The sequence below is a fragment of the Streptomyces cinnabarinus genome (assembly GCF_027270315.1).
GTDB classification, from domain to species: domain Bacteria; phylum Actinomycetota; class Actinomycetes; order Streptomycetales; family Streptomycetaceae; genus Streptomyces; species Streptomyces cinnabarinus.
Genome location: NZ_CP114413.1, coordinates 5,836,090 through 5,860,217, shown reverse-complemented (window position 1 = coordinate 5,860,217; position 24,128 = coordinate 5,836,090). Strand labels below are relative to the sequence as shown.

The window sequence follows — 24,128 nt, the reverse complement described above, 5'->3', positions numbered from 1 at the left end:
CGGCGGAGCCAGTCCGTCCGGACCGCTCACCAGGGCGTATCGGATCCGGACGGGCTAGCCTGAAGCCCATCCGAGCGGGCATAACGGACACCCCGGTGCGAGGAGGTGCGGTCATGGCAGGGGGCACACCCCGGGTCTTCGTCTCCCATCTGTCCGGCATCGCCGCCTTCGACCCGAACGGCGACCAGGTGGGGCGGGTCCGCGATCTGGTCGCCATGCTGCGCGTCGGACGGCGGCCGCCACGGCTGCTCGGACTGGTCGTCGAACTGTCCACCCGGCGCCGCATCTTCCTGCCCATGACCAGGGTCACCAGCATCGAGTCCGGGCAGGTCATCACCACCGGCGTGCTCAACGTCCGCCGCTTCGAGCAGCGGCCCACCGAGCGGCTGGTCTTCGGCGAGCTGCTGGACCGCCGGGTCATCCTCACCGAGACCGGCGAGGAGGTCACGGTGCTGGATCTGTCGGTGCAGCAGCTGCCCGCCCGGCGGGACTGGGAGGTCGACCGGGTGTTCGTGCGCCGGGGCGGCAAGAGCGGGCCGCTCAGGCGGGCCAAGGGCGAGTCGCTGACCGTGGAGTGGTCCGCCGTCACCGGGTTCTCGCTGGAGGAGAAGGGCCAGGGCGCGGAGAACCTGCTCGCCACCTTCGAGCAACTGCGCCCCGCCGACCTCGCCAACGTGCTGCACCATCTCTCCCCCAAGCGGCGCGCCGAGGTGGCCGCCGCCCTCGACGACGACCGGTTGGCCGACGTGCTGGAAGAGCTGCCCGAGGACGACCAGATCGAGATCCTCGGCAAGCTGAAGGAGGAGCGGGCCGCGGACGTCCTGGAGGCCATGGACCCGGACGACGCGGCCGACCTGCTCTCCGAGCTGCCCGAGCACGACAAGGAACGGCTGCTGAGCCTGATGCAGCCCGACGACGCGGCCGACATGCGGCGGCTGATGGCGTACGAGGAGCACACGGCCGGCGGTCTGATGACGACCGAGCCGATCGTGCTGCGGCCCGACGCGACCGTCGCCGACGCGCTGGCCCGGGTCCGCAACCCCGACCTCTCCCCCGCGCTCGCCGCCCAGGTCTACATCTGCCGCCCGCCCGACGAGACCCCGACCGGCAAGTACCTCGGCACGGTGCATTTCCAGCGACTGCTGCGCGATCCGCCGTACACCCTGGTCAGCGCGCTGCTCGACGACGATCTCCAGGCGCTGGACCCGGACGCGGCGCTGCCGGTGGTGGCCGGGTTCTTCGCCACGTACGACATGGTCGCGGCGCCCGTCGTCGACGAGTCGGGGTCGCTGCTGGGCGCGGTCACCGTGGACGACGTACTGGATCACATGCTGCCCGAGGACTGGCGGGAGACGGAGTTCCACCTCGACGAGGGCGAGGCCGGGAACGAGGCCGAAGAGGCGGGGGCGCATGGCTGAGCGCGAGGGCGGCCGGGAGCGGACCGCGTCGGGGGCGACCGCGGCCACCCGGCCACGGGCCCGGCTGGACCAGCCGCGGCCGCCACGCCGCCGGATCCTGCCCGAGTGGGACCCGGAGGCCTTCGGGCGGCTCTCGGAGCGCATCGCACGCTTCCTCGGCACCGGGCGGTTCATCGTCTGGATGACGGTCATCGTCATCGTCTGGGTGCTGTGGAACGTCTTCGCGCCCGGGGACCTGAAGTTCGACGAGTACCCCTTCATCTTCCTGACCCTGATGCTCTCGCTCCAGGCCTCCTACGCGGCCCCGCTGATCCTGCTCGCGCAGAACCGGCAGGACGACCGGGACCGGGTCAACCTCGAACAGGACCGCAAGCAGAACGAGCGGTCGATCGCGGACACCGAGTACCTGACCCGGGAGATCGCCGCCCTGCGGATCGGCCTGGGCGAGGTGGCCACCCGGGACTGGATCCGCTCCGAACTCCAGGACGTGCTGAAGGACCTGGACGGCCACCGTGGGGACGGCCATGTCGTATTCCCGGCAGAACGGTCCGCCGGACGTGACGCAGAAGACCGCTGAGGGGCATCCCGAAGGCCCCCTCGGTCGCCGTACCATCGTCCTTATGGCTACGGAAGACGCGGTGCGCGAAGCACTGTCGACGGTGAACGACCCCGAGATCAACCGCCCCATCACCGAACTCGGGATGGTCAAGTCGGTGGAGATCGGCGCGGACGGAGCGGTCGCGGTCACCGTGTACCTGACGGTCTCCGGCTGCCCGATGCGGGACACGATCACGCAGCGCGTCACGGAGGCGGTCTCCCGGGTCGAGGGAGTCACCCGCGTCGACGTGACGCTCGACGTCATGAGCGACGAGCAGCGCAAGGAGCTGGCGACCGCGCTGCGCGGCGGCCAGACCGAGCGCGAGGTGCCCTTCGCCAAGCCGGGCTCGCTGACCCGGGTGTACGCGGTCGCCTCCGGCAAGGGCGGCGTCGGCAAGTCCTCGGTGACGGTGAACCTGGCGGCCGCGATGGCGGCGGACGGTCTGAAGGTCGGGGTCGTCGACGCCGACATCTACGGCCACTCCGTGCCGCGCATGCTGGGCGCCGACGGCCGTCCCACCCAGGTCGAGAACATGATCATGCCGCCGTCCGCGAACGGCGTGAAGGTGATCTCCATCGGCATGTTCACGCCGGGCAACGCGCCCGTGGTGTGGCGCGGCCCGATGCTGCACCGCGCGCTCCAGCAGTTCCTGGCGGACGTCTACTGGGGCGACCTGGACGTCCTGCTGCTCGACCTGCCGCCCGGCACCGGTGACATCGCGATCTCCGTCGCCCAGCTGGTCCCGAACGCCGAGATCCTGGTCGTGACGACCCCGCAGCAGGCGGCCGCCGAGGTGGCCGAGCGGGCCGGTTCCATCGCCGTGCAGACCCACCAGAAGATCGTCGGCGTGGTCGAGAACATGTCCGGCATGCCGTGCCCGCACTGCGACGAGATGGTCGACGTCTTCGGCACCGGCGGAGGCCAGACCGTGGCGGACGGCCTGACCCGTACGACCGGCGCGACGGTCCCGGTCCTCGGCGCCATCCCGATCGACGTGCGCCTCCGGGAAGGCGGCGACGAGGGCCGGCCCGTGGTCCTCACCGACCCCGACAGCCCGGCGGGCAGCGCGCTGCGCGCGATCGCGGGGAAGCTCGGGGGCCGGCAGCGGGGCCTTTCGGGACTGTCGCTGGGGATCACCCCGAGGAACAAGTTCTGATCCGACGTACCGCGAAGGGGCGCCTCATCCGCAGGCGCCCCTTTGTCATGCGTACTCGCCGATGTCCTTGATCTCGGCGAAGCCGAGCCCGTACGCGCTCATCCCCCGCCCGTACGCCCCCACATGCACGCCCTGCCGCGTGGTCCCGGCGAGCACCCAGCCGAACTCGGACTCCCGGTAGTGGAAGGGCGTGGGGACGCCGTCCACCGGCAGGGAGAGCGTCGACCACTCGGATCCGGCCAGGTCGTCGGCGAGTGCCCAGGCGGTCTCGGTCTGCTGCTCCAGCCAGTCGTCCCGCAGCGAGTGGTCCATCTGTCCGGGCCAGGTGAAGGACAGCAGGCCCACCCCCGCCAGCCAGGCGGCCGAGGAGACGGACGTCGCCTCCAGCAGCCCCGTGCCGTCGGCGCTCCTGCGGGACGGGCTCGCCGCGACGGTCACCACGACCGCGAACTTCTCCCGGTCCTCCGTCGCCTCATGGCGTACCGACGGCTCGTCACCGTGGCCGATCGAACCGTGCTCGACGGCCCCGTCGGCGGCCGTACCCACCTGCATCAGCCAGCGCGGGCCCGTGAACGCCTCGTCGAGGCCGTACCACGGGAAGGGCGCCAGCAGGTAGCCGTCGACCGTGCGGCGGGCGGAGGGGACCTGTTGTCCACCCTCCGCGGCCGGCGCCTGCGCGACTGCCTGACTCGTCGTCTCCATGTGCCCGGACGCCTCCTCGCTCTCGGCGGACCGGGCGGCCCGCCCCCCTTCGGGCGGCCTCGCTTGTCGGCGACGGTCCGCACAACAACTCGGCAGCATATCCACACTGCTGAGAGCAGCCGGGAAACCGCCCGGCGCGCGAGGCGCCAGGACGTCGTGTTCAGGCCGCGCGGGCGCCTTGGGGAGGTATGAAACGCATCACGTACGCGCGCGTACTGTGCGCGGTTCGCGCAGGTCGTGCCCCGCGCGTACGGCTCAGGTGGCGTCCGCGTCGTAGGGCGGGCGCTCTTCGGGCTTCTTCTTCATGTCGACTCGGTCGCCGGACGACGAGGAGGACGAAGAGGAGGAGCCGGTGGACGAGTCGGCGTCGCGGCCGTGCACCGCGTCCGTGACCTCGGCCATCTCCTTCTTCATGTCGAAGCCGTTGCGGATCTCCTTGAGCCCCAGCTCGTCATTGTCCAGCTGCTTGCGGATGAACGCCTTGGGGTTGAGGTCCTCGAACTCGAAGTCCTTGAACTCCGGGCCGAGTTCCTGCCGGATGTCCTGCTTGGCGCTCTCCGAGAACTCGCGGATCTTACGAACCGTCCGCATCACGTCCTGGATGACCTTCGGGAGCTTGTCCGGACCGAAGACGAGCACGGCAAGGACGATGAGCGTCACCAGCTCTAGCGGTCCTATGTCATTGAACACCTGAAGCTCCTTGCGATCCGGGCCGGGTCCACGGTACCTGCCGTTCCTGTACGACCGGTACTGTCCCGGCGGCTCCGGGTCCGTCCGGACCGAGGGTTTTCCGGGTTGTTTGCCTTGTGGGCACCGGTACGCGCCCACACCTGTGAGGTTTCTGTCAGTCGCCGTCCGAGGAGCCGAGCGTCAGCGCGAGGGTGATCTCCTTGCCGTCCCGCTCCAGGGTCAGCTCCAGCCGGTCGCCGGGGCGGTGCGAGCGGGTCTTGACGATCAGTTCCTCGCCGGAGTGCACGCGCTGCCCGTCGACCTCGGTGATCACATCGCCGGGCTCGATCCCGGCCCGGTCTCCGGGACCACCCGTGGTGACCGGCGGGCCGCCGTCGCTCGCCTTGGTGCCGACCCGCGCGCCGTCGCCCGAGTAGTCCATATCGAGGGTGACGCCGATGACGGGGTGGGTGGCCCGGCCGGTGTTGATCAGCTCCTCGGCCACGCGCTTGCCCTGGTTGATCGGGATGGCGAACCCGAGCCCTATGGACCCCGCCTGCCCGCCGTCCGGCTCGGAGCCGCTGTCGGCGGAGCGGATCGCGGAGTTGATGCCGATGACGCGGGCCTTGGCGTCCAGCAGGGGCCCGCCGGAGTTGCCGGGGTTGATCGGGGCGTCGGTCTGGAGGGCGTCGACGTAGGAGACATCACTGGCGTCGCCGCTCTCGCCGCCGGCCGTGATGGGGCGCTCCTTGGCGCTGATGATGCCGGAGGTGACGGTGCCCGCCAGGTCGAAGGGGGCGCCGATAGCGACGACGGGGTCGCCGACCTGGACGTTGTCGGAGTTGCCGAGGGTCATCGGGCTCAGCCCGCTGACGCCGGTCACCTTCACCACGGCCAGGTCGTAGCCGCTGTCCCGGCCGACGACGGTGGCCTTGGCGGTGTCACCGCTGTGGAAGGTCACGGTGATCTCGCCGTCGGATCCGGCGGGCTGTACGACGTGGTTGTTGGTGAGGATGTGGCCCCGGTCGTCGAGCACGAACCCGGTGCCGGTGCCCGCTTCCTCGGCCCCGGACACATGCAGGGTCACCACGCTCGGCAACGCCCGCGCGGCGATCCCGGCGACACTGTCCGCCGCCCGCCCGGTGGGCTCCGCACCGACCTGCGGCAGCTCTACGTCCCCCACCCCGCCGTTCCGCTCCAGATACGTCCCTACGGCCCCGCCGATGCCCCCGGAGACGAGCGCGACCAACAACGCGCCGATCAGCAGCACCCGCTTGGCCCGCCTGCGCTTCTGCCCCTCGCTGCGCACCGCGGCCCCGTTCTGCTGAAGGGGACCGGTGAGGGGGGCCGGGGCCCAGGGGTCGTAGTTCTGCCAGGGGGCGGGCGCGGCGCCCTGAAGGGAGGACGGGGGCGGGAGGGGGGTGCCGTGCCCTTGGCCGGGCGGGGGGATCGGCATCGGGGACGGTGCGGGGGCCGAGGCGGGTACGGAGGTGCCGTGCGACGGGGTCGGTATCGCTGCTCCGTGCGCCGGGGCCGTCGCCGGTACGGCTGTGCCGTGGGCCGGGGTCGTCGCCGGGTGCTGCACCGGAGGGGCGGGGGCCCAGGGGCCCGGCTCGCCGTAGGGCGGGGTGCTGTAGGGGTCGGGGTCGTGCAGGGGACGGGGGCGTTCGTCGGCGGGCGGGACCGCGGATTCGGCGAGCGGGGCGGACTCCGTGAGCGGGGCCGCTTCCTCGGGCAGGGCGGCTGTCGCGAGCGGAGTGGCTTCGGCGGAGGCGGCGGAGGATTCGGCCGAGGCCGCGGTCCCGCTCCGCGTCGACGGGACCGTCTCCACGGCCGGACCGCTCAGCTCGTAGTCGCCCTCGGCCGAGGTGTCCGCGATGGGCCGCTCCAGCTCGAAGTCACCGTCGGCGTTCGGCACCGGGGCCGGTCCGGGCGACGGCTCGGCCGTCCCGTCCGTCCGGCCCGAAGGCCCCTGGAGCCGAGGACGGCTCCACCATTTCGCCTTCGTGGGCTTCCCCTCGTTCATGCTCTCCCCACAGCCGGCCGCGGCACGGCTCGTCGGCGATGGCCGCGGCTCCTCGAACTCCGCCGCCGCGCCCGGCTGCTCTCCGGGAACACGGCCCACCCTGGATTCAACCAGGTTCGCGGGCCGCCGCGCAGAGGCCGGGTCAGCGGCTGCTGGTGGAAGGGGCGGCGGAGGCGGACGGGGACGCGGTCGCGTCGGGGACGGGTGCGGCGAGCAGGCCCGGGGTGGTGACCTCCGGGTCGGTGTGCCAGGTGGTGAGGGTGAGCGGCGGGGTGGCGCTGAGCGGGCGTATGAGCGGGGACAGGGCGGCAGCGCCCGCGACCACCGGGGTGGCCGATGCCTCGGCCTGCACGGCGCCCGGGGTGGGCGCTCCGGGCAGCAGCGGCGCGGACACCGAGGTCGCGGTGGCCGGGGTGTCACCGAGGGCCCGCTGCCCCTGGCCCTGCACGAGCAGGGGCCCGACGCCACGGCGGCGCTGGTTGTCGGGTGCCGTCGCGGCGCCCGTGCCCTGACTGCGGGCCGGGGTCACATTGCTGCCGGAACCGGAACCGCGGGCGTCCGTCTCGGCCGGGACGCCGGTGGTGACGCCGCCCAGCGCGATGGCCGCGAGGGACACCGCTCCGGCGGCGACGAAGGCGAACCGCAGCCCGCGCGAGGAGGACCGGTCGGCGTCGGGGCGGCCGACGGGGTGCACGCGGAAGCCGCCGGCCGGGGAGCCGGTGAGCGCCGTGGCGTGCGGCCGCGCGGGGACGTAGCCGAACTCGAAGCGCTCGCCCCGCCGTATGCCGAAGGCGCCGGGCGTGGGCTGCTCGGCGAGTCCGCCGAACGCTCCCGCGCCCAGCGGTGAGCCTCCGCCGAGATCATCCCCGGGCAGACCCTGGAGCCGGGCCAGGAAGCTCTCGGAGGGCGGCGGCGGGGCCGCCTCCGCGAAGACGTTCTTCAGCCGGCGCTGGGCGTCGGCCTCCGCCTTGCACTTGGCGCAGGTCGCCAGGTGCGCGAGGACCCGCTCGCGCGAGTCATGACCGAGTTCTCCGTCCACCAGGGCGGAAAGCCGGTCTCCCAGGTGCTGTTCGGCGAGACGGCGCTCGCCCGGTTCGGGTCGGGTCGCACTCACGCGGTCGCGCCCCCTCCCCCCAGTGCGGCCACGCGCGGCACGAAGGACCGGCGCTCGGCCCGGGCTTCCGGGGAACGGTGCGCGAGGGCCTTGCGCAGCTGCGAGCGGCCGCGGTGGATCCGGGACCGGACGGTGCCGAGCTTGACGCCGAGGGTGGCGGCGATCTCCTCGTAGGACAGTCCCTCGATGTCGCACAGGACGACCGCGGCGCGGAACTCGGGCGCGAGGGTGTCGAGGGCCTGCTGGACGTCGGCGTCGAAGTGCGCGTCGTTGAAGACCTGCTGCGGGGACGGCTCGCGGCTGGGCAGGCGCTCGGCCGCGTCCTCGCCGAGGGCGTCGAAGCGGATGCGCTGCTTGCGGCGGACCATGTCCAGGAACAGGTTGGTGGTGATGCGGTGCAGCCAGCCCTCGAAGGTCCCCGGGGTGTAGGTGGACAGCGAGCGGAAGACGCGGACGAAGACCTCCTGGGTGAGATCCTCGGCGTCGTGCTGGTTGCCGGTGAGCCGGTACGCGAGGCGGTAGACGCGGCCGCTGTGCGTGCTGACGATCTCCTCCCACGTGGGCGGAGTCCACGCCTGCCCGTCCGCGTCGGTGGAGAAGGTCGCGGTCTGGGCGTAGTCGTCGGCGTGGTCAGCAGCGGTGTCGTTCACGGATTTCGGCCTGCCCGCCGATCCGAGAAAGCGCCGCAGCACTCCTCCCCGATCCACAGGCGCAGCCGCACCTCCCCTGTCGGCTCTGGTGGTGTCCAGTGGAGCCCCTACCATAGCCACCTCGCCCGTTAGCTCCGGATAAGCGGTTTTACGAGACATTGATCTGGGCTGATACGGCTCATGCAGCTGCGTCAGCATGTGCTCGACCTCTGGCCCGGTGTCGTGATCCAACCGTGTCCCCCCTAGCGTCTCCCACCCCTCTAAACGCCTGGTCCCATCTGCGGGTTCCCGGCCGCAACGGATACAGTCACGCCCAGGCAACCACGGGGACAGGAGAGGGTCATTACCGGCAACCGGCAGACGAGCTGGGCGTTCGCCGACGCCTATGTCGCCGAGGACGACACGCTGCGCTGGGCCCGGGACCGGGCCCGCGAGGCAGGGCTGCGCTCCGTGTCGCCCGGCACGGGCGCGGCGCTGCGGTTGCTCGCCGCCACCGTGGACGCGAAAGCGGTCGCGGAGATCGGCACCGGGACCGGCGTCTCTGGAATCCATCTGCTGCACGGAATGCGTCCGGACGGCGTGCTGACCACCGTCGACCCCGAGCCGGAGCACCAGCAGTTCGCCCGCCAGGCCTTCCGCGCCTCGGGCTTCGCCAGCAACCGGGCGCGGTTCATCCCCGGCCGCGCCCTCGACGTACTGCCCCGGCTCGCGGACGCGGGCTACGACCTCGTCTTCTGCGACGGTGACCGGCTCGAGTTCCTGGACTACCTCGCTGAATCGTTGCGCCTGCTGCGTCCGGGTGGCCTGGTGGCCTTCGAGGGCGTCTTCGCGAACGGCCGTACGGTCGACTCGGGTCCGCAGCCGACCGAGGTGGTGCGGCTGCGGGAGCTGCTGCGCGCGGTGCGCGAGAGCCAGGACCTGGTGCCGTCGCTGCTGCCGGTGGGCGACGGGCTGCTCTGCGCGGTCAAGCGCTGACGGCCAGGCCGACGAAGCGGCCGACGGATCGGCTCACGGCACAGCGGGCCCGGCCGGGAAAACAGCCGCCCCGGCATCTCATACGATGCCGGGGCAGCCGAACGGGTATGGTCGCTTCCGCGTCAGCCGACGACCTTCTTGAGGGCGTCGCCGAGCGCGTCGGCCTCGTCAGGGGTCAGCTCGACGACGAGCCGACCGCCGCCTTCGAGCGGAACGCGCATGACGATGCCCCGCCCCTCCTTGGTCACCTCGAGCGGGCCATCGCCCGTCCGCGGCTTCATGGCCGCCATGCTCGTTCCCCTTCCTGAAACCAGCTCATCGTCAAAGCCGACGGCCCATGGAGGGCATGCGCGGTCCTTCAGGGACACGCGACACCGGCATCGAACACATTGCTTCCCAGCCATTATCCCGCATGGCAGGACCCGATGACCAACATCAGTCGGCATCGCTTGGGCAACGCGCCCGAGCAAAACCACTCAATTCGGCGATGTGACTGCGATACTGCGCGGCCGCACGCATGTCCGCCGAACGGAAACCGGCCCGATTTCTTTGACGCAGGTCACACGTCCGCTCCCGACGATCTCCGCCATGCTGTCCTCAGACAGGAGCCAGACATGAGCCGCGAACACCGGAGGGGATACGCCATGGCCGACACCGTGCTCTACGAGGTGAGCGACGGACTCGCGACGATCACGCTGAACCGCCCCGAGGCGATGAACGCGCTGAACATCGAGACGAAGGTCGCGCTGCGGGAGGCCGTGACGGCGGCGGGGGCCGACTCCGCGGTGCGGGCCGTGCTGCTGACCGCCGCCGGGGACCGGGCGTTCTGTGTGGGCCAGGACCTCAAGGAGCACATCGGGCTGCTGGCCGAGGGGTCCGGTCAGGTGATGAGCACGGTGCGGGAGCACTACAACCCGATCGCGCGGGCGCTGACGGAGATGCCGAAGCCGGTGGTGGCCGGGGTGAACGGCGTCGCCGCGGGGGCGGGCTTCGGGTTCGCCCTCGCCGCGGACTACCGAGTCGTTGCCGACTCGGCTGCCTTCAATACGTCGTTCGCCGGTGTCGCGCTGACCGCGGACTCGGGGATCTCGTGGACGCTGCCTCGGGTGGTCGGGCCAGGGCGCGCCGCTGACCTGCTGCTCTTCCCTCGGAGCATCAAGGCTCAGGAGGCGTACGAGCTGGGGATCGCGAGCCGGGTGGTGCCGGCGTCCTCGCTCCGCGAGGAGGCGGAGAAGGTTGCTCGGGCGTTGGCCGAGGGGCCGACGGTGGCGTATGCGGCGATCAAGGAGTCTTTGGCGTACGGGGCCTCGCATTCCTTCGCCGAATTGCTGGAGAAGGAGGACGAGCTCCAGACCAAGGCCGGGGCTTCGGAGGACCACACCATCGCCGTACAGGCGTTCGTGAACAAGGAGAAGCCGAAGTACTTGGGGCGGTAGGGGGCTTTACTCCGTCGCAGGGCGCGACCAGCCCCGCGCCTCTCAAGGTCGGTTTCTGGCGGCGCAGGTTTCCAAGTGGTCGTTCACCAGGCCGCACGCCTGGATCAGGGCGTATGCCGTCGTGGGCCCTACGAACCTCAAGCCCCGCTTCTTCAGGGCCTTGGACAGGGCCGTTGACTCCGGCGTGACCGCTGGGACGTCTGCGAGGGTCTTGGGGGCCGGGCCCGGTTCCGGGGCGTGGGACCAGATGAGTTCGTCCAGGTCGCCCGGGGTCCAGTCGGCCAGCACCCTCGCATTGGCCAGGGTGGCGTCGATCTTGGCTCTGTTGCGGATGATGCCCTCGTCCGCCAGCAGGCGGTCGCGGTCCTCGTCCGTGAAGGCGGCGACCTTCGCGATCTTGAATTCGGCGAAGGCCGCGCGGAAGCCGGGGCGGCGGCGCAGGATCGTGATCCAGGACAGGCCCGACTGGAAGGCCTCCAGGGAGACGCGTTCGAACAGGGCGTCGTCGCCGTGGACCGGGCGGCCCCACTCCTCGTCGTGGTACGTCACGTAGTCCGGGGTGGACAGGGCCCAGGGGCAGCGCAGGGCGCCGTCGGAGCCGGCCAGGGCCGTGCCGTCGGTCACTGGTCCTCCTGGGCGGGCTTCTCCATGGAGACATGGCCGCCGGACCGGGCCCCGGACAGGGCCGACTCCAGGTCGGCGATACGGGAGTCCCGCTCGGCGAGCTCGGCGCCGAGGCGGCTGAGGGCGTCGTCCACGTCGGACATGCGGTAACCGCGGGCGGCCAGGGGGAAGCGGAGGTTCTCGACGTCGACGCGGCCCACCGGGCGGTCGAGCGGGAGGGGGTCCTGGAGGCGCTCCGGGGCGGCCTCCGGCAGCGGGCCGCCGCCCTCGCCGCCGCCCACCACCGCGAGGGTCACCGCGGCGACCACGACGGCGAGCGCGACGACCAGGAACAAGAACATAACCATCGCTGAGGTCCCCATGGTCGGTGAAGTGTGCGGTCGAGTGTGTCAGGGTCCGATCGTGCCATGCGAGTGTGACAGTTAGGGTCGCAGGCGGCCGAAGATCGGGACGTACGGGAGAGGTTCACAGGGGATGCTCAGGCTGGGCAGACGGGAATTCGACCCGCACGAGCCGGTGATCATGGCGATCGTGAACCGGACCCCGGACTCCTTCTACGACCAGGGGGCGACGTTCCGTGACGAGCCCGCCCTCGCGCGCGTGGAGCAGGCCGTGGCCGAGGGGGCCGCGATCATCGACATCGGCGGCGTGAAGGCCGGGCCCGGGGAAGAGGTGTCCGCGGCGGAGGAAGCGCGGCGGACGGTGGGGTTCGTGGCGGAGGTGCGGCGGCGGTTCCCGGATGTGGTGATCTCCGTGGACACCTGGCGGGCGGAGGTCGGGGAGGCCGTCTGCGAGGCCGGGGCGGATGTGCTGAACGATGCGTGGGGTGGGGTGGATCCTCGCCTCGCCGAGGTGGCGGCTCGGTATCGGGTGGGGCTGGTGTGTACGCACGCGGGGGGTGCGGAGCCTCGTACGCGGCCGCATCGGGTGTCGTACGACGACGTCATGGCGGACATTCTGCGGGTGACCGTGGGCCTGGCCGAGCGGGCGGTGTCCCTCGGGGTGCCCCGGGAGTCGGTGATGATCGATCCCGGGCATGACTTCGGTAAGAACACGCGGCACAGTCTGGAGGCGACGCGGCGGCTGTCGGAGATGGTCGCGACGGGGTGGCCTGTGCTGGTGTCGCTGTCCAACAAGGACTTCGTGGGCGAGACGTTGGACCGGCCGGTGAAGGAGCGGGTGATCGGGACGCTCGCGACGACGGCGGTATCGGCCTGGCTCGGGGCGCAGGTGTACCGGGTCCATGAGGTCGCCGAGACCCGTCAGGTGGTCGACATGGTGGCCTCCATCGCAGGCCACCGTCCGCCGGCTGTCGCCCGGCGGGGCCTGGCATGAACCGGGCGCTGCCCCCTGGAGCCCCGCTCCTCGAACGCCGGAGAGGCCGGCTGTTCGGCCCGTCCGGCGTTTGAGGAGTCGTTGGGTCAGCGGCCCGCTTCCTTGGAGACCAGGGCCACCGCTTCCTCCACCTCGTCCGTCACGTGGAAGAGGAGGAGGTCCTTCGCCGAGGCCTTGCCCTGGGAGATCACCGTGTCGCGGAGCCAGTCGACCAGGCCGCCCCAGTACTCCGTGCCGAAGAGGACGATGGGGAAGCGGGTCACCTTCTGGGTCTGGACCAGCGTCAGGGCCTCGAAGAGTTCGTCGAGGGTGCCGAGGCCGCCCGGGAGGACCACGAAACCCTGGGCGTACTTGACGAACATCATCTTGCGGACGAAGAAGTAGCGGAAGTTCAGGCCGATGTCGACGTAGGGGTTCAGCCCCTGCTCGAAGGGGAGCTCGATGCCGAGGCCGACCGACGTGCCCTTCGCCTCGCACGCGCCCTTGTTGGCCGCCTCCATGGCACCCGGGCCGCCGCCGGTGATCACCGCGAAGCCCGCCTCCACCAGGCCCCGGCCCAGCCGCACGCCCGCGTCGTACTCCGGTGAGTCCGCCGGCGTCCGCGCCGAGCCGAACACACTGATCGCGGGCGGGAGTTCGGCCAGCGTGCCGAAGCCCTCGATGAACTCCGACTGGATGCGCAGGACCCGCCAGGGGTCGGTGTGGACCCAGTCCGAGGGGCCACCCGCGTCCAGGAGGCGCTGGTCGGTCGTACTCGCCGTGACCTGACCTCGCCGTCGGAGGACCGGTCCCAGGCGCTGCTCCTCCGGCGGCTGCTTCTTGCCCGCGGGGTTCCCGGTAGCCATGTGCGCTCCCTCCGTCTTGCGTTCGTTCCACCTCAGCGTAGATCTACGCGGGTTACGGAGGGGGGACATCGGTATGTCCGGTGTCCCCCCACCGCAGCGAGTCGTGCTACGCCGTCAGCCAGGCCCGCAGACGCTCCTCGCCCGCCAGGATCTTCGCCGTCTCCACCCGCTCGTCCCGCTTGTGCGCCAGGTGCGGGTTGCCGGGGCCGTAGTTGACCGCGGGGACGCCGAGGGCGGAGAAGCGGGACACGTCCGTCCAGCCGTACTTCGGCATCGGGGTCCCGCCCACCGCCTCGATGAAGGCCGCGGCCGCCGGGTGGGAGAGGCCGGGCAGCGCCCCGGGGCTGTGGTCGTCGACCACGAACTCCTCGACCCCGCAGTCCGCGAACACCTCGTGGACATGGGCCAGCGCCTCCTCCTCCGTACGGTCGGGGGCGTAGCGGAAGTTGACCGTCACGACGCACTCGTCGGGGATGACGTTGCCCGCCACACCGCCCGAGATGCCCACCGCGTTCAGGCCCTCCCGGTACTCCAGGCCGTCGATCACCGGCCGGCGGGGTTCGTACGAGGCGAGGCGGGCCAGGATCGGGGCGGCCGCGTGGATCGCGTTGGAGCCCATCCAGCCGCGCGCCGAGTGCGCCCGCTCGCCCTTGGTCCTCAGCAGGACCCGCAGGGTGCCCTGGCAGCCGCCCTCGACCTGGCCGTCGGAGGGCTCCAGCAGCACCGCGAAGTCCCCGGCCAGCCACTCGGGGTGTGCCTCGGCCACATGACGCAGACCGTTGAGGTGTGCGGCGACCTCTTCGTTGTCGTAGAAGACGAAGGTCAGGTCGCGGTTGGGGGCGGGGACGGTCGCGGCGATGCGCAGCTGTACCGCGACGCCGGACTTCATGTCGCAGGTGCCGCAGCCCCACAGGACGCCGTCCTCGTCCAGCCGGGAGGGGACGTTCTCCGCGATGGGGACGGTGTCGATGTGGCCGGCGAGGATCACGCGCTCGGCGCGGCCGAGGTCGGTGCGCGCCACGATGTTGTTGCCGTACCGGTCGACGGTGAGGTGCGGCAGGGCCCGCAGGGCGGTCTCGATCGCGTCCGCGAGGGGCTTCTCGGCACCGCTCTCGGAGGGGAAGTCGACGAGCCGCGCGGTCAGCAGCGCGGCGTCCAGCGTGAGGTCAAGCGGCGTGTCGGGCATGGCTCCGACCCTAGCGTCCCGGTCGTCGGATCAGTTTTCGCACCGATCTCGATGGCCGCCTTACTCTCCAGTACCTTGGACGCGTGCCAGAGCTGTCCCCCACTCCCAGACGCCGTGGCCGCCTCTTCCGTTTCGGGGCGGCCTTCGTGGTCCTGCTCGCGGTGGCGGGCTATCTCGTGGTGCAGTACGTCACCGGAGGCGCGGGAGCGCCGGGCTGCAAGGTCGTCTCGGGCGACGACGACGCGGCGGTGTACGAGTTCTCGCCGGAGCAGGCCGTGAACGCGGCGACGATCGCCGCCGTCGGCACCGGGCGGGACCTGCCCGAGCGGGCGGTGACCATAGCCCTGGCGACCGCGCTCCAGGAGTCCGCGCTGCGCAACATCGAGCATGGCGACCGGGACTCGCTGGGCCTGTTCCAGCAGCGGCCCTCGCAGGGCTGGGGCACCGAGAAGGAGATCATGGACCCGACCTACTCGGCGGGGATCTTCTACGACCACCTGGTCAAGGTGGAGGACTACACGAAGCTGCCGCTCACGGTCGCCGCGCAGCGCGTGCAGCGCAGCGGCTACCCGGACGCGTACGCCAAGCACGAGCCGGACGCCACGTTGCTCGCCGATGCCCTGACCGGTCGTTCGGCGGCCACGCTGACCTGCGAGGGGCGTCCGGGCACCACCCCGGTCACGGGGACCGACCCGGTGCGGACCGCGCTCGCGCGGGACTTCGGACGGGACGCCCTGGAGCCCGCCGGCGCCGTGGTCGACGGCGCGGCCACGCCCTCCGCCGCCCCGCGCGCCGGGAGCGACGGGCGCACGCTGACCCTGCCGGTCGCCGAGGGGGCTCAGCGCGGCTGGCAGCTCGCGCACTGGGCCGTGGCCAACGCCTCCGCCCTGCGCCTTGAGCGGGTGTCGTACGCGGGCCGGGAGTGGACGGCCGGGAACACGGACAGCCAGTGGCGTCCGATCGGCACCGAGGGCGCCGCGGGTGCGGAGAAGGGCACGGGGTCCGTCCGTATCGTGACCGCCCACTAGTGCGGGAAGTCATTCGCACGGGTTACCGCGGATGACGGAGGTCCACGCTGCCCCGGACTTTCGATGCGGGGGAGCTCGAATCCCGCGGAACCCTTGAGAACAAAGGGCTGTAAGGATTCGGCAGACTTTCCGTTCTCGGATTCTTTGCCCGTTTTTATCCACAACAGATAATGCGACGCATTACCAACTCTTTACGTTACTCCGCCGCAACCTTCGCGGACTTCGAGCGGTAGTCACTGCGTCCGAGGCCGGAGATCAAGTCCGGTCGGGACAGTTCACCGTCCTCACCACACACCCCCGTCGAAGGAGCATCATGACCCTCCCCCTGACCCGCCGGATCGCCCGTGCCGCGCTGCTCGTCGCTGCGGGAGCGGCCGCCGGGGTCGGTGCGGCCGGCTCCGCCAGCGCGGCCCCGGAACTGCCCGCCACCCCGAACCTCGGCGGTCTGACCGCCCTGGACGGTGCGAGCGTGGGCAACACGGTCGACGGTGCGGCGCAGAACGTCACCGGGCTCGCGGGCGAAACCGGCAGCAAGGCGGTCAAGAAGTCGGTGCCGGCCGCGGGCAAGACCAGTGGCAAGGCGGTCAAGAAGGCCGCGCCCGCCGCGCAGAAGACCGCCGGTGACGCCGCCGGTTCGGCCGGGGACATCCTGGGCGACACCACGTCCACCGCGGCCAAGGGCGGTCTGCCGACCGAGTCCCTGACCAAGGGCGGGCTGCCCGCGGCGGACTCCCTGCCGGTCGGGGGGAGCCTGCCCCTCGGAGGCTGATCACCCGGCTCGCACGCCGAAGGGGCCCAGGATTTCCTTCCTGGGCCCCTTCGGCGTTTCTGCACGTCCCTGGCTCAGGCCAGCCGCCGTACGGCCTCCTGGACGCGTTCGTCGGTCGCCGTGAACGCCACCCGCACGTACCGCTCGCCCGCCTCGCCGTAGAAGTCGCCCGGGGCCACCAGGACGCCCAGGTCGGCCAGGTGGGCCACGGTGTCCCAGCAGGACTCGGACCGGGTGGCCCACAGGTAGAGGCTGGCCTCGCTGTGCTCGATGCGGAAGCCGTGATTCACCAGGGCGGTGCGCAGGGCGTCGCGACGGGCCGCGTAGCGCTCGCGCTGGACACGGACGTGCTCGTCGTCGCCGAGGGCCGCGATCACGGCCGCCTGGGTCGGCGCCGAGGTCATCATGCCGCCGTGCTTGCGGATCTCCAGCAGCGGGGCGAGGACCTCCGGGTCGCCCGCGAGGAAGGCCGCGCGGTAGCCCGCGAGGTTGGAGCGCTTGGAGAGGGAGTGGACGGCCACGATCCCCTCGTAGGAGCCGCCGTTGACGTCCGGGTGCAGCACCGAGACCGGGTCGGCGTCCCAGCCCAGCTCCAGGTAGCACTCGTCCGAGAAGAGCAGGACGCCGTGCGCGCGGGCCCAGGCGACGATCCTCGTCAGCTCCTCCTTGGACAGCACCTTGCCCGTGGGGTTGGACGGGGAGTTGAGCCAGAGGAGCTTCAGGCCCTCGGGGTCCAGCTCGGTCCCCGCGGCGGTAGCCGCAAATGTCTCAGTGTCGTAGACCTCGTACTCGGCGCGGGCCAGGCGGGCGCCGACCTCGTAGGTCGGGTAGGCCAGGCGGGGGTAGGCGACGCGGTCGCCGGGGCCGAGGCCCAGCTGGGTGGGGAGCCAGGCGACGAGTTCCTTGGAGCCGACGATCGGCAGGACGTGCCGGTGGGTCACCCCGCGGGCGCCCAGGCGGCGCTCCACCCAGCCCGTGATCGCGTCACGCAGCTCCGGCGTGCCCCAGACCGTCGGATAGCCCGGCGAGTCGGCCGCCGCGATCAGCGCTTTCTGGATCAGCTCGGGGACCGGGTCGACCGGGGTGCCGACCGAGAGGTCGACGATGCCGCCGGGATGCGCGGCCGCCGTCGCTTTGTACGGCGCCAGCTTGTCCCAGGGAAAGGTGGGGAGACGGTCGGAGACTGCGGACACGGGGATCTCGCTCACTTTCTCGTCCGTACGGCAAACGCCTCGGCCCCGCACGGCGATCGAGGGCGATCAGGCCGTGCGGGACCGAGGCGGCACAGCTGTGCGGGCCGCTTACGTGATTACTCGGCCTGCGGCGGGAGCGCGGCGACGAAGGGGTGGTCGCGCTCGATCAGGCCCAGCTTGCTGGCGCCGCCGGGAGAGCCGAGCTCATCGAAGAACTCGACATTGGCCTTGTAGTAGTCCTTCCACTCCTCCGGCACGTCGTCCTCGTAGAAGATCGCCTCGACCGGGCAGACCGGCTCACAGGCACCACAGTCGACGCATTCGTCCGGGTGGATGTACAAGGACCGGGAGCCCTCGTAGATGCAATCGACCGGGCACTCCTCGATGCACGCCTTGTCCTTGACGTCGACACAAGGCTGCGCGATGACGTAGGTCACGCTGTCGTTCCTCCTCGATAGGGCGCTGGCGGGCCTCCACAGGCTCCGCCGCCTGGCGCGCGGGAGCGCGGCGTCGTCGATGCCCGCCCCTAGTATCTCCGTTCCTGGGCATGATCCGAACAGGAGGGGTGAACTGACCTGTGGAAATCTCTGCGACGGGGCGCCTTGAGGTCCGTATCACCGCTGCTGACGTGGGTAAACGGGTCTCCGTACGACGCCTGAACGATCCCCCGCGCGAGGGTGAGAAGTTCACCGACACGGTGGGTGTTCTCGCATCATGGGACGCCGGTGTGCTGCTGATCACACGGAAGACCGGCGAAACCGTCCGTATCGCGGAATCGTCGCTGGTCGCGGGCAAGGTCGTGCCGAGCGCCCCGGCCCGCCGCAGGGGACCCGCCGCCTCGTACGCGGAACTGGCGCACATCACCACGCGCGCGTGGCGGCCGGTGGAGAGCGAGCGGCTCGGCGAGTGGGAGCTGCGCGCCGCCGCCGGATTCACCCGCCGCGCGAACTCGGTGCTCCCGCTGGGCGAACCCGGGATGCCCCTCGACGAGGCCCTGGCCGCCGTACGGAGCTGGTACGGCGAGCGCGGGCTGCCCGCCTACGTCCAGACCGCGACCGGCGCGGAGGGCACCCAGGAGCTGCTCTGCGCCGAGCTGGAGCGGCGGGGCTGGACACGTGAGGTCTCCGCCGAGCTGTGGATCGGGGCGCTGGCCCCGCTCGCCGACCGCGAGGAGCCCGCCGGTGTGGTGCTGTCCCGGGCGGCGGACGAGGCGTGGCTGGCCCGCTACCAGCGCAAGGGGCTCGGCGAGGTGGCCCTGAAGGTGCTGGGCAGCGGCCCTTCGGTGTGGTTCGCGACGGTTCCCGGGGACGGCGAGGTGCCCGCGGCCATCGGGCGGTGCGTGGTCGACGGCCGCTGGGCCGGCTTCGCCGCCGTCGAGGTCGATCCGGCGCTGCGGCGCCGGGGGCTGGCCTCCGCCGTCATGGCCGCGCTGGCCGCACGCGCCCTGGACGAGGGGGCGTCGGCGGCCTGGCTCCAGGTCGAGACGGACAACGCGGCGGCGCGGGCGCTGTACGCGGGGAACGGTTTCTCCGCGCATCACGCGTACCACCACTACCGCGAGCCCGACAGCGAGCCGGGGAACTCCGGCTCGGACCGGTAACCGATCGCCGTGAGAGGGCACGAGCCTGCTATGCGTCCCCCCTACCCCCCGCCGCCCGAACGTTCGCTCGAACTGCGCCGCCGGTTCGCCGAGGAGGCCCGCTGCGAGCGGCCCGATCTGTCGACGCTCTGTCTGCTGCTGTGCGCCGAGGCGGACGGCACGCTGGACGAGGCGGGCATGGACGCGGCCCAGATGGAGCTGGACCGGCTGGCGGGGCTGCTGCCGTTCCGGCCCGGCGGGCCGCGGGCCTGGGCCGTTGCCCTGCGCGAACTCCTCGGCGACCGGATCGGTTTCCGGGGCGCGCCGGGTGACTACCAGCGGCTGGAGTCCTCGCTGCTGCACGAGGTGCTGCGGCGCGGGCGCGGGCTGCCGATCCTGCTGTCGGTGGTGTGGATGGAGGTGGCCCGCAGGGCGGGGGCGCCGGTGTACGGGGTGGCTCTGCCGGGGCACTTCGTGGTCGGGTTCGGGGAGCCGGGCGAGCAGGTGCTGGCCGATCCGTTCAACGGCGGCCGGGCGCTCACGGGGGCCGACGCCGAGCTGCTGGTGGCGGGCGCCACGGGGGCCGCGCTGGATCCGTCGATGCTGGTGCCGGCGACGCCGCTGGAGGTCGTCTCGCGGATCCTCAACAACATCCGGGCCTGGGCCGCGGCCCGGCCGGAGCGCTCGGACGTGGCGCTGTGGGCGGTCGAGCTGGCGCTGCTGCTGCCCTCGCATCCGGCCAGGCTGCGCTACGAGCGGGCGCAGCTGCTGGTGCAGCGCGGCGACTTCCTGACCGGCGCGGCGGAGCTGGAGGCGTACGCGGAGGTGGTGGAGACGGTCGACGCCCCCGCCGCGGGCCGGGTACGGCAGCAGGCGCGGGCGGCGCGGGCGATGCTGAACTGAGGCGGTGACCGGAGTGCCGGACGGCCGAGGCCGTACGGCACTCCGGGCGGCTCAGTTCGGGGTGGTGTCGATGACCGCGGTGCGGTCGCCGGTGCTCTTGCCGCGCAGCGCCTGACGCAGCGCGGAGACGACGTCCTCGGGGGTGACGGCGGTCTTCTTGCCGGTGCCCCGGGTGATCAGGACGCCGTCGAAGGTGGTGCCGTAGGCCTCCTTGAGCGCGTCGAGGTCGTAGGTGTCGACGAGCTTTCCGTCGACGGCCTTGACGCCGAGGATGTTCGGCAGGGACACGGGGCCGAAGTTGATGCTGTGCGCCGCGTCCGTCTGCACGGTGGCCAGGGCGGACATCGCGGGCTCCGCGAACTCCTTCATCATCCGGTCGACCTCGTCGTCGGAGATCGTCGGCTGCTTGGTGGTGGTCGCCACCGCCACGGCCGGGGCGGTGCCGGTCTCCACCTGGGTGCGGTAGGCCTCCTCGACCGCGCCGGTCGACCCGGCGGCGTCGATGCCCTTGCCGGCCTTGCCGTAGACGGCGACCGCCTTGCCCGACTCGAACTTGATGGTGCCGTCGGTCACCGATCCCGAGCCGCCCGCGGCGTTCTCCAGGGCGGCCGCCAGCTTCTCCTCGTCGACCGGCATGACCGGCTCGACCACACGCTCCTGCCCGAAGAGCGAGCCGACCACGGAGACCGGGTTGTAGTCGCTCTGCGCCGCCTCGCTGGCCGTGGCCGCGGCGTCGAGCTGGAGCCCCGCCTGGTCCGGCTTGAGGGTGACGGTCTTGCCGGCCACCGTCAGCTTCAGTTCCTTGTTGACGCGGTCCCCGAAGGCGTCGTCGAGCTTCTGCACGGCGTCGTCACGGGTGCCGCCGCCGATGTCGACGCCGAGCACGGTGGTGCCCTTGGGCACGTCGGAGTGGTTCAGCAGCAGGCCCGCGCCGTAGACGCCGCCGGCCAGGACGACCGCACCGCCGATGAGCAGGCCCCCCTTGCCGCGGCCCTTCCTTTTCTTCGGCGCGGGGGCCGCGGGCGCGGGCTGGGCGACGGGCTCGGGCAGCCTCGGAGGCGTGTGCGGCAGCGGGCCGTCGGTGTGCGTGCCCGGAGCGAACCGGGCGTTCTGGGCGGCGGGCGGGACGACGGGGATACCGCTGGTGACGGTGTGCCCGGAGACGTTGTCCGCGGGGTTGCCGTAGCCGGGGGTGCCCGGTTCGGGGGCCGGCTTCTGCGGGGTGAGGATCGCGGTGTCGTCGCTCAGGCCGCCGCCGGGGGCGTGCATGCCGGGGGCGCCCATGGCCGGCCCGGGGCCGCCGCTGACCGGGGGCACCACGGGGCCGTCGCCGGTGACGGGGCCGGTGGTGGGGCCCGCGGGGCCGTGCGGTCCGCCGATCGGGCCGGTGCCGCCGGGTCCGCCGGGGCCGTTGAAGCCGCCCGGCACCGCGGGGCCGCCGTTCGGGCCGCCGGGGGCGCCCTGGCCGGCGTAGCCGTGCTGGCCGTTGTCGGAGAAGTACGGCAGCTCGTCGCGGCGCGGTTCGTCGCCGGGGCGGGGGCCGCCGCCGCGCGGGCCCGCGGCCAGCGCCTCGGTCACGTCGAAGGAGCCGGTGCCGCCGCCGTGTCCGGGCGCCACGGGTCCGCCGGTCGCGCCCGGCAGACCGGAGCCGTTGGTGCCGCCGGGACGGGGGCCGCCCTGCGCGTTCATGGCACCGGTGACCCCGCCGGGACGGGGAGCGGAGGGCGTCGCACCGACGGCGGGACGCGGAGCGGAGGGCGCCGCGCCCGAACCTCCGGACGTACCGGCCGCGTTGCTCTGGCCGCCGCCCTGACCGGCCTTGGGGGCCGAGGACTTGCGCGGGGCGAACCACTCGCTCGCCGGCTTGTCCCCGGCAACCGGGGCCGCGGGCTCGGCGGGCGGCTCGGGGGCACGCGCCGCGGGGGCGGCGGGGGCCTCCGGCTCGGTGCCGCGCTCGGAGCTGCCGGAGTCCCCGACGGGCTTGCGCACGACGACCGGCGGAATGGGCCGGGATCCGGGGATGTTGATCCGGATCCGGGTGGTCAGCGTGGTCTCGGTCTTGCGTTCCTCCGGCCGCGCGGCCGAACCGCCCGCATCCGGACCGGCGTCGGGAACCGCGGGGGTCCCGTACGGCGGCGTGCCCGAAGGGTATGCGGCTCCGCCGCGCCCGTTGGGCCCGGAGGACGGACTGTCAGTTTCACGACTCAAGGCAGGTTCTCCCGGTTGGCTCCACCGCCCGATTCGACCTCACTGCTCCGGGCGGCTCGGCGGCGCGCACCACCATACTGGCCACTTCTGGCCCGTATCCCACGACCGCCAGGGAAAATCACACGGGACTCGCACGTGCACGGCGGGGTGAAGTGGTACGTCACTTGCGAAGTCGGACCCCGGCGCCGTCCGGTTGCCGCGTGGGCGCGAGGGTGGCGCACATCACAGCCGCGGCCATACCGCCGAGGAGGAAAACGTAGGAGCCGCCGTCCGAGGCGAAGACGAAGTCTCCCTCCGGGCGGCTGGCGGTGAGCAGGATGACGGCGAGCATCCAGCCGCCTGCGGGCGCCACCGCGCCGGACCGGCCGCGGACGGCGAGGGCGCCGCCGACACAGAGCCCGATCTCGCCCGCGAGCGCGAGCAGCAGCCCGAGCGGGAACCAGGCCGCCTGGATCAGCGCACCCGCGGCGCCGACGACCGCGCCGAGCAGGAACAGGCCGAACAGCGCGATGCCGCGGGCGAGCGAGGGAAGTCTGAGGGGCTGGGCGAGCAGCGGGGTCTGTTCGGTCTTCATCACACTTCCTCGATCCCGGTGTTTCCGGCGATTCCCGCGAACAGGTCGGTCTCGGGCGTCCCGGACCGCTCGCCGCGTACCAACTCGTAGTACTCGGTGGTGAAGACGGGCTGGGCGAGTTCGTTGGAGAGGACGAAGTACTCTCCGGACACCTCGATCTGGGTGGCGTGGGCGGCCATCGCCGCGGTCTTGGCGGCGGTGTGCGCGGTGCCGTCGACGACGGTGGTGATCCGCTCGTCCGCCACCACTCCGGGGACGTCGTCGAGGACGGCCGTCTTGGTGAAGGGCAGCTCCGGCAGGGCGTCCTGGAGGCGGGCGAAAGCCTGCTCGCCAACGGTGCGCGGGACGCGGTTCCAGTAGACCTTGGCGATCGGCAGGCCAGCCTCGGCCGCCAGCTCGGCGGCGCGCATGGCGACGCGGTGGGCCTGGATGTGGTCCGGGTGGCCGTAGCCGCCGTTCTCGTCGTAGGTGACCAGGACCTGGGGGCGGACCTCGCGGATCACCTTCAGGAGGTGTCCGGCGGCCTCGTCGACGTCGGCCTGCCAGAAGCAGTCGGGGTCGTCGTTGTCGGGCAGGCCCATCATCCCGGAGTCGCAGTAGCGGCCGGGCCCGCCGAGCAGACGGAAGTCGTCGACGCCGAGCGCGCGCATGGCCGCGGTCAGCTCCCGCAGGCGGTACTCGCCGAGGGCGGCACCGGACAGGTGCGCGAGGCCGGGCGGGATGACCTCGCCGCGTTCGCCGAGCGTGCAGGTGACCAGGGTCACCCGGGCGCCGTCGGCGGCGTAGGCGGCCATGGTCGCGCCGTTGTTGATCGACTCGTCGTCGGGGTGCGCGTGCACCAGCAGCAGACGCCGGTCGGGCAGGTCCGTCATGGGCCCCACCCTACGAGGACCCCGCCCCACCGTCAGAACTTGCCCATGTGCTCCACCGTGCGGTGCCCCAGCCGCTGTCCGAACCTCGCGCGGAAGTCGTCGGAGAACGGTGGCCGGCCCCAGAAGCCGAAGGCGAGGGCGCCGACCGCGAAACTGTTCTCCGTCTCCTGCCAGGCGGCGATGGCCTCCTGGAAGGGCCGCCGGACCTCGGGGTCGGCCTCGAACTGCTCGGGGTAGTCGATGATCACGGCCCTGGTCGAGCACCCCG

The 24,128-nt window shown here is 72.2% G+C and carries 26 protein-coding genes; 10 read left to right on the top strand and 16 right to left on the bottom strand.

The window, feature by feature from the left end; genetic code table 11:
• Positions 1-113: 113 nt before the first annotated feature.
• The 3 genes from STRCI_RS26645 to STRCI_RS26635 are packed head-to-tail and all read left to right on the top strand — an operon-like array spanning position 114 to position 3,172.
• The gene (locus STRCI_RS26645; RefSeq protein WP_269661495.1) at positions 114-1,418 is read left to right on the top strand and encodes a magnesium transporter MgtE N-terminal domain-containing protein; all 1,305 of its coding nucleotides are present in this window, start codon (positions 114-116) and stop codon (positions 1,416-1,418) included.
• Positions 1,411-1,995, top strand: a complete 585-nt coding sequence (locus STRCI_RS26640) for a DUF1003 domain-containing protein (RefSeq protein WP_269661494.1) — start codon at positions 1,411-1,413, stop codon at positions 1,993-1,995. Before STRCI_RS26645 ends, STRCI_RS26640 begins: the two co-directional genes overlap by 8 nt.
• 43 nt (positions 1,996-2,038) lie before the next feature.
• On the top strand, positions 2,039-3,172 hold the full coding sequence (locus STRCI_RS26635; protein ID WP_269661493.1) for an Mrp/NBP35 family ATP-binding protein: 1,134 nt from the start codon (positions 2,039-2,041) through the stop codon (positions 3,170-3,172).
• Between the two features lie 45 nt (positions 3,173-3,217).
• Here STRCI_RS26635 and STRCI_RS26630 read toward each other — a convergent pair whose 3' ends face one another.
• The 5 genes from STRCI_RS26630 to sigE all read right to left on the bottom strand — a co-directional run bounded on the left by STRCI_RS26630 (position 3,218) and on the right by sigE (position 8,375).
• Positions 3,218-3,874, bottom strand: coding sequence for a hypothetical protein (locus STRCI_RS26630; protein ID WP_269661492.1), 657 nt, complete (start codon positions 3,872-3,874; stop codon positions 3,218-3,220).
• A 255-nt stretch (positions 3,875-4,129) separates the two neighbouring features.
• Positions 4,130-4,564: a sec-independent translocase gene (locus tag STRCI_RS26625; RefSeq protein ID WP_269661491.1), complete on the bottom strand. Its 435-nt coding sequence runs from the start codon at positions 4,562-4,564 to the stop codon at positions 4,130-4,132.
• Between the two features lie 154 nt (positions 4,565-4,718).
• A complete protein-coding gene (locus tag STRCI_RS26620) occupies positions 4,719-6,569 on the bottom strand; it encodes a S1C family serine protease (protein WP_269661490.1) in 1,851 nt (616 codons plus the stop codon).
• A 142-nt stretch (positions 6,570-6,711) separates the two neighbouring features.
• Entirely contained in the window at positions 6,712-7,683 is a 972-nt protein-coding gene (locus STRCI_RS26615) for an anti-sigma factor family protein (RefSeq protein WP_269661489.1), read from the bottom strand.
• Entirely contained in the window at positions 7,680-8,375 is a 696-nt protein-coding gene (gene sigE, locus STRCI_RS26610; protein WP_269664653.1) for an RNA polymerase sigma factor SigE, read from the bottom strand. The genes STRCI_RS26615 and sigE overlap by 4 nt, the downstream gene beginning before the upstream one ends.
• 234 nt (positions 8,376-8,609) lie before the next feature.
• Between sigE and STRCI_RS26605 the strand changes: the two genes are divergently transcribed.
• Positions 8,610-9,308: an O-methyltransferase gene (locus tag STRCI_RS26605; protein ID WP_269664652.1), complete on the top strand. Its 699-nt coding sequence runs from the start codon at positions 8,610-8,612 to the stop codon at positions 9,306-9,308.
• A gap of 122 nt (positions 9,309-9,430) precedes the next feature.
• Here STRCI_RS26605 and STRCI_RS26600 read toward each other — a convergent pair whose 3' ends face one another.
• Positions 9,431-9,598, bottom strand: a complete 168-nt coding sequence (locus tag STRCI_RS26600) for a DUF3117 domain-containing protein (RefSeq protein ID WP_003966491.1) — start codon at positions 9,596-9,598, stop codon at positions 9,431-9,433.
• A gap of 354 nt (positions 9,599-9,952) precedes the next feature.
• On the opposite strand from STRCI_RS26600, the gene chcB reads away from it, so the two are divergent.
• Positions 9,953-10,744 carry a 2-cyclohexenylcarbonyl CoA isomerase gene (chcB, locus tag STRCI_RS26595; RefSeq protein ID WP_269664651.1) on the top strand — a complete coding sequence of 264 codons (792 nt, stop codon included), beginning with the start codon at positions 9,953-9,955 and terminating at the stop codon, positions 10,742-10,744.
• A 42-nt stretch (positions 10,745-10,786) separates the two neighbouring features.
• On the opposite strand, the gene STRCI_RS26590 is transcribed toward chcB, so the two are convergent.
• The gene (locus STRCI_RS26590; RefSeq protein WP_269661488.1) at positions 10,787-11,368 is read right to left on the bottom strand and encodes a DNA-3-methyladenine glycosylase I; all 582 of its coding nucleotides are present in this window, start codon (positions 11,366-11,368) and stop codon (positions 10,787-10,789) included.
• Entirely contained in the window at positions 11,365-11,709 is a 345-nt protein-coding gene (locus tag STRCI_RS26585) for a DivIVA domain-containing protein (protein WP_269664650.1), read from the bottom strand. Before STRCI_RS26585 ends, STRCI_RS26590 begins: the two co-directional genes overlap by 4 nt.
• Positions 11,710-11,842: 133 nt before the next feature.
• Between STRCI_RS26585 and folP the strand changes: the two genes are divergently transcribed.
• Positions 11,843-12,703, top strand: a complete 861-nt coding sequence (gene folP, locus STRCI_RS26580; protein ID WP_269661487.1) for a dihydropteroate synthase — start codon at positions 11,843-11,845, stop codon at positions 12,701-12,703.
• An 86-nt stretch (positions 12,704-12,789) separates the two neighbouring features.
• Here folP and STRCI_RS26575 read toward each other — a convergent pair whose 3' ends face one another.
• Together STRCI_RS26575 and dapE are read right to left on the bottom strand one after the other, a co-directional pair.
• A complete protein-coding gene (locus tag STRCI_RS26575; protein ID WP_269661486.1) occupies positions 12,790-13,548 on the bottom strand; it encodes an LOG family protein in 759 nt (252 codons plus the stop codon).
• A 106-nt stretch (positions 13,549-13,654) separates the two neighbouring features.
• Positions 13,655-14,734, bottom strand: a complete 1,080-nt coding sequence (gene dapE / locus STRCI_RS26570; RefSeq protein WP_269661485.1) for a succinyl-diaminopimelate desuccinylase — start codon at positions 14,732-14,734, stop codon at positions 13,655-13,657.
• A gap of 83 nt (positions 14,735-14,817) precedes the next feature.
• Here dapE and STRCI_RS26565 point away from each other — a divergent pair, with 83 nt between their 5' ends.
• On the top strand, positions 14,818-15,762 hold the full coding sequence (locus tag STRCI_RS26565; protein ID WP_269661484.1) for a VldE C-terminal domain-containing protein: 945 nt from the start codon (positions 14,818-14,820) through the stop codon (positions 15,760-15,762).
• A 313-nt stretch (positions 15,763-16,075) separates the two neighbouring features.
• Complete coding sequence (locus STRCI_RS26560; protein WP_269661483.1) at positions 16,076-16,531, top strand: ATP-binding protein; 456 nt, start codon at positions 16,076-16,078, stop codon at positions 16,529-16,531.
• 74 nt (positions 16,532-16,605) lie between these two features.
• Here the strand turns inward: STRCI_RS26560 and STRCI_RS26555 are convergent, their stop codons facing one another.
• Complete coding sequence (locus STRCI_RS26555) at positions 16,606-17,724, bottom strand: bifunctional succinyldiaminopimelate transaminase/glutamate-prephenate aminotransferase (RefSeq protein WP_269664649.1); 1,119 nt, start codon at positions 17,722-17,724, stop codon at positions 16,606-16,608.
• Positions 17,725-17,840: 116 nt separating this feature from the next.
• Positions 17,841-18,161 carry a ferredoxin gene (fdxA, locus tag STRCI_RS26550; protein WP_003998156.1) on the bottom strand — a complete coding sequence of 107 codons (321 nt, stop codon included), beginning with the start codon at positions 18,159-18,161 and terminating at the stop codon, positions 17,841-17,843.
• A 140-nt stretch (positions 18,162-18,301) separates the two neighbouring features.
• Here fdxA and STRCI_RS26545 point away from each other — a divergent pair, with 140 nt between their 5' ends.
• Complete coding sequence (locus tag STRCI_RS26545; protein ID WP_269661482.1) at positions 18,302-19,324, top strand: GNAT family N-acetyltransferase; 1,023 nt, start codon at positions 18,302-18,304, stop codon at positions 19,322-19,324.
• Positions 19,325-19,354: 30 nt separating this feature from the next.
• Entirely contained in the window at positions 19,355-20,206 is an 852-nt protein-coding gene (locus STRCI_RS26540) for a transglutaminase-like domain-containing protein (RefSeq protein WP_269661481.1), read from the top strand.
• Positions 20,207-20,257: 51 nt separating this feature from the next.
• Here STRCI_RS26540 and STRCI_RS26535 read toward each other — a convergent pair whose 3' ends face one another.
• From STRCI_RS26535 to STRCI_RS26520, 4 genes are all read right to left on the bottom strand, one after another.
• Complete coding sequence (locus STRCI_RS26535) at positions 20,258-22,414, bottom strand: hypothetical protein (RefSeq protein ID WP_269661480.1); 2,157 nt, start codon at positions 22,412-22,414, stop codon at positions 20,258-20,260.
• A 160-nt stretch (positions 22,415-22,574) separates the two neighbouring features.
• Positions 22,575-22,988 (bottom strand): DUF6113 family protein, encoded by a 414-nt coding sequence (locus STRCI_RS26530; RefSeq protein WP_269661479.1) that lies wholly within the window; start codon positions 22,986-22,988, stop codon positions 22,575-22,577.
• On the bottom strand, positions 22,988-23,860 hold the full coding sequence (gene mshB / locus STRCI_RS26525) for an N-acetyl-1-D-myo-inositol-2-amino-2-deoxy-alpha-D-glucopyranoside deacetylase (protein WP_269661478.1): 873 nt from the start codon (positions 23,858-23,860) through the stop codon (positions 22,988-22,990). The genes STRCI_RS26530 and mshB overlap by 1 nt, the downstream gene beginning before the upstream one ends.
• Positions 23,861-23,892: 32 nt before the next feature.
• Positions 23,893-24,108 (bottom strand): hypothetical protein, encoded by a 216-nt coding sequence (locus tag STRCI_RS26520; RefSeq protein ID WP_269661477.1) that lies wholly within the window; start codon positions 24,106-24,108, stop codon positions 23,893-23,895.
• Positions 24,109-24,128 lie beyond the last annotated feature (20 nt).